At 37.5% G+C, this 3925-nt stretch carries 4 protein-coding genes and 1 pseudogene; 4 read left to right on the top strand and 1 reads right to left on the bottom strand.

Annotated features, from left to right (window positions below; translation table 11 throughout):
* Nucleotides 1-25: 25 nt before the first annotated feature.
* Nucleotides 26-556, bottom strand: coding sequence for a hypothetical protein (locus ABFX15_RS09320; RefSeq protein ID WP_346025152.1), 531 nt, complete (start codon nt 554-556; stop codon nt 26-28).
* Nucleotides 557-1081: 525 nt separating this feature from the next.
* On the opposite strand from ABFX15_RS09320, the pseudogene ABFX15_RS12210 reads away from it, so the two are divergent.
* The 4 genes and pseudogenes from ABFX15_RS12210 to tnpC form a co-directional block, all read left to right on the top strand.
* Nucleotides 1082-1159: pseudogene (locus ABFX15_RS12210) on the top strand (tyrosine-type recombinase/integrase); the annotation flags it as partial.
* Between the two features lie 257 nt (nt 1160-1416).
* Nucleotides 1417-1617: a hypothetical protein gene (locus ABFX15_RS09315; RefSeq protein WP_346025151.1), complete on the top strand. Its 201-nt coding sequence runs from the start codon at nt 1417-1419 to the stop codon at nt 1615-1617.
* Nucleotides 1604-1963: an IS66 family insertion sequence element accessory protein TnpB gene (gene tnpB, locus ABFX15_RS09310; protein WP_343754126.1), complete on the top strand. Its 360-nt coding sequence runs from the start codon at nt 1604-1606 to the stop codon at nt 1961-1963. The genes ABFX15_RS09315 and tnpB overlap by 14 nt, the downstream gene beginning before the upstream one ends.
* A 99-nt stretch (nt 1964-2062) precedes the next feature.
* Nucleotides 2063-3613: an IS66 family transposase gene (gene tnpC / locus ABFX15_RS09305; RefSeq protein ID WP_346025150.1), complete on the top strand. Its 1551-nt coding sequence runs from the start codon at nt 2063-2065 to the stop codon at nt 3611-3613.
* Nucleotides 3614-3925: the final 312 nt, after the last annotated feature.

The following is a 3925-nucleotide window of genomic DNA, read 5'->3' as shown; positions in this document are numbered from 1 at the left end:
GAATTAACGAATACAGGTTTTCTAATTACATGCAATAGTGGATATTTAGTGTAAAAAGGGTAAATTCAAAATCTCCAGTAAGTTTCTTAATAGTATTTTTAGTAGTATGATAATAAACTGGACTCCAATCAGAAGTGGACATTAGAGAAAAGTTGTCTACTTTACTATAATCAATAAAAGTTTCTGTCTCTATAATTTCACCGTAGTCAATACCATCAATAGATGTTTCACTAGTTATAGGATCGACTATTATTATTTTAGATTTTTTATTATTTTCATTGTAGTATGATATTACAACATTTGAATTTTCATCTAATACAGCAGATATCTCTTCTCCTGTTTCCACCTTTATATCACGTACCATCTCATCTAGAAAAGACTGATAATCAAAATCATCAAAATCGTGCGGTCTTATAATTTCATTATTTTGTAAGTTAGCAGTTGCTGATTTTTCTGGTATTGTAGCAGATTGAGCAGCTACTTTTAGTGGAATATGGGTAGCAATTAATGTCAAGCTAGCTAATATAATGATAGGCTTCTTTGTAAATTCAAACAATAAAGTTCACCTCTTCTTCATAAATGTTATAGCAATTATAAGATTTACATTTTATTAATTATCATATGACATGTTTAGTATATTCATTAATCGATTAATGTCAATGCTAATAATACTTTATTTTGTAGAACAGATACATAATTCAGGGGGATAATGGTGATTGTAGCTTTTTACAAATGAGGTTCTATGTCAAATAGTGCTGGTCATAGTGTCATGTAGGAAGAAAGCTACCCGATTTTCTTCTTTTTTAAGCTGTTTTTTCTCTATTTCTCATTTTTCTATTAAGGTCACTCGCTGAATGTAATGATTCTGTTTTTTTAGTTCAATCACATCATTGTTTCTCTTTGGTTAATTGAACTGGAAGGTATGCCAAATGATTTAGGTAACTAGAGTAAATACGAAGGTTCAAGAAGCTTTCTAAGGCTTAAATAAAAAGAATTCATTGATACCTGGAGAGAATATATCTCGATATGGAATTTAATTTGAATGTGGGGACTTGTAATTCATTGTTTGAATTGAACTTTAAGAATTAGTAAGCGCTATATCGGAATTAATGAGGACGAGATTAGTGAAACGTTATTGAATTTAAGGTTGGGATTTTGAACTTATTTAACTACTGTTATTTTTTAACCTGAGTTGTATTGCAAAACGTATCTCACGATATTTAATAGATAAGATAATTCGAGTGGGTTTTTGGAATTAAATAGTTTTAAGCAAATAAAGAAGAAGCCAACAAACAAAATGCGCTGACTTCTTTTTTATTTAATTTAAACGTAAGCGATGAATAGCTAGGTACCTTCGAGTCCTCGCGACCTCCTGTTAAACTTAAGATATCATAAGTACACAGGAGGTTTTTCAATTTGGAAAAGAATAAACAATCTATCATACCGGTGACCCTGCATGACGATAACACTAAGCGTCAACGCATTACAAAGCACCAGTCACAGAAATTAGTGGCCCATTTAAAAAATAGTCAGGCAGAGCTACTAGTTTATGAGGGAATCAAACCCTCGACCTTGAGAGTTCTCCTCGCGGAGTTGTCATTAAATGAAACTCGTTGACTTTACTCAAGTAGAGAATATTTTTATTGTGTGTGGAAAAACGGATATGCGCCGTCAAATTGACGGATTAGCTGCGACGATCACTGAAGAATATGATGTGGATGTTTATAACGACGCTCTCTTTCTATTCTGTGGTGGAAAGAAGGATCGGTTCAAAGCTCTTTATTGGGAAGGCGACGGCTTCCTTCTCTTATATAAGCGTTTAGAGAATGGGAAATTGAATTGGCCGCGTAACCAGAACGAGATTCAACAATTAAGTGCACAACAGCTGCGTTGGCTGCTTGAAGGACTATCTGTTAACCAAAAAGTTTCTATAAAACCTGCGGTTAAAGGGAGTATAGCCTAAAAAACGAGAGAGAAATTGATAAAAAAATCAATGGCTCTCTCGTTTTCTTTTCCTGATTAGTGTAAAATTTAAGTATTATTTATGTGAGGAGAAGCAGGCATGTCTATCAAGAGCGACAAACAGTTTGAAGTGATTATTGAAAAGTTGGACCAGCTACTAGAAGAAAACAAACAACTGAAGACCCTTATCGCTCAGAAAGATGATGAGCTTTCCCTACAGAAAGAACAAATCGAATTTTTAACTCAGAAATTATACGGCCCAAAGAAGGAAACGTTGAACGGTGATCCAAACCAGGGCAACCTCTTCAACGATCTCCTTTTTAGCGAACCAGAGCAGACTGGTGACCAAAGCGACGAAGAAGAAGTTATAGTCACAACCGTTAACCGTCGCAAAAAACGTAAAGGGTTAAAAGACAAGCAGTTGTCTTCTCTTCCTACTGTTGACCACATTCATGAAATTGAGTCTTGTACGTGTCCAACATGTAAAGAAGGAATGAAAGAAATCAGCACACAACTCATCCGTCAGGAAGTTAAATTTATCCCGGCGAGAGTTGAAAACCACAGACATTTCCAGAAAACATATGCCTGCGCGAACTGTGAGAAAAGCGGAACGCGCACGCCTTTTGCAAAATCTGAAATTCCCAGACTTCCGTTAAATAACACAGCCGCTTCTGCGTCACTGATAGCAGAAACCATGTATCAAAAATTCGAGCAAAAAGTCCCTGGCTATCGCCAAGAGGCTTATTGGAATCTGCTTGGCTATCCAATCCCTCGGCATACCATTACGAACTGGCACATTAAAACGTCCCAGTATTATTTCGAAGCTCTGGTGGCTGTCATGCGACAAGAACTGTTGAACCAGAAGGTTCTACACGCCGACGAAACGACCTTCAAAGTACTGAATGACAAAGACCGCCAAAAGTCCTATATGTGGTTATTCAGTACCGGCAAATACAGTGAACGTGCCATACATATCTACAAGCTTGGTCCATCACGCAGCGGATCTGTCCCTAGAGATTTTTTAAAAAAGTACACTGGATTTCTACATAGTGACGGGTTCTCCGGGTACAATAATCTTCCAGGGATGACAATGATCGCCTGTCTGGCACATATCAGACGGAAGTTCTATGACGCACGTCCACAGAACTATTCCAGTAAGAGTGTCGCTCATAAGGGAGTCACGCTATGTAACGAATTGTTTGCGTTGGATAAGTCCCTCAAGGACTTATCTGTTAGCGAACGGTATGACCAGCGCCTAGAATTAGTGAAGCCGAAGCTTGAAGCCTTTTTTGACTGGTGTGAATCTCTAACTGCGTATGGCAAACTTGGCACAGCGATCAACTATGCGCTGAATCAGAAAGAGCGGATGATGAACGTTCTGAAGGACGGCCGTCTCGTGCTGTCCAACAATCTAGCCGAACGTGGCATCAAGTCACTCGTTATGGGCAGAAAGAACTGGCTATTCTCGAAATCTTTTGAAGGTGCTCATGCCGTTGCGACTATTTTGAGTCTCGTTGAGACAGCCAAATCCAACGGATTACATCCACGAAAATATCTGGACTACCTCTTAACTTACCTTCCAAATCGACAACATACACCTTTGGAGGCTTATTTGCCATGGAATCCAAAGGTGCAGATGGAATGTCGCTAGACATTCAGCATATTATACGCTTCGGACACTTCTCATTATAGTGGTGTCCGATTTTTATTTGTAGGTACTCAGTTATTCATCGCTTACATTTAAACTACAAACTTTTTTGAAAAGTTAGACCACTAAAAATTAGCTCCATCATTTTTGCGTGCTTTTATAACTAACTGTGTATAGTGAGCGGATAAATGAGATGTGAAGTTTCCTTTTCAATAAAAGAACGGTGGTTTATCCGTATTTATTATAGAATAGGAAAGTATAAAGTTTTACCCGCTAGAAAGCCTATCACCTCAAACGTTAATCACTATCACTTGA

The sequence above is a fragment of the Alkalibacterium indicireducens genome, from assembly GCF_039522005.1.
GTDB classification, from domain to species: domain Bacteria; phylum Bacillota; class Bacilli; order Lactobacillales; family Carnobacteriaceae_A; genus Alkalibacterium; species Alkalibacterium indicireducens.
The sequence above is the reverse complement of the archived record's forward strand: the minus strand, read 5'-3'. Positions and strand labels throughout refer to the sequence as shown.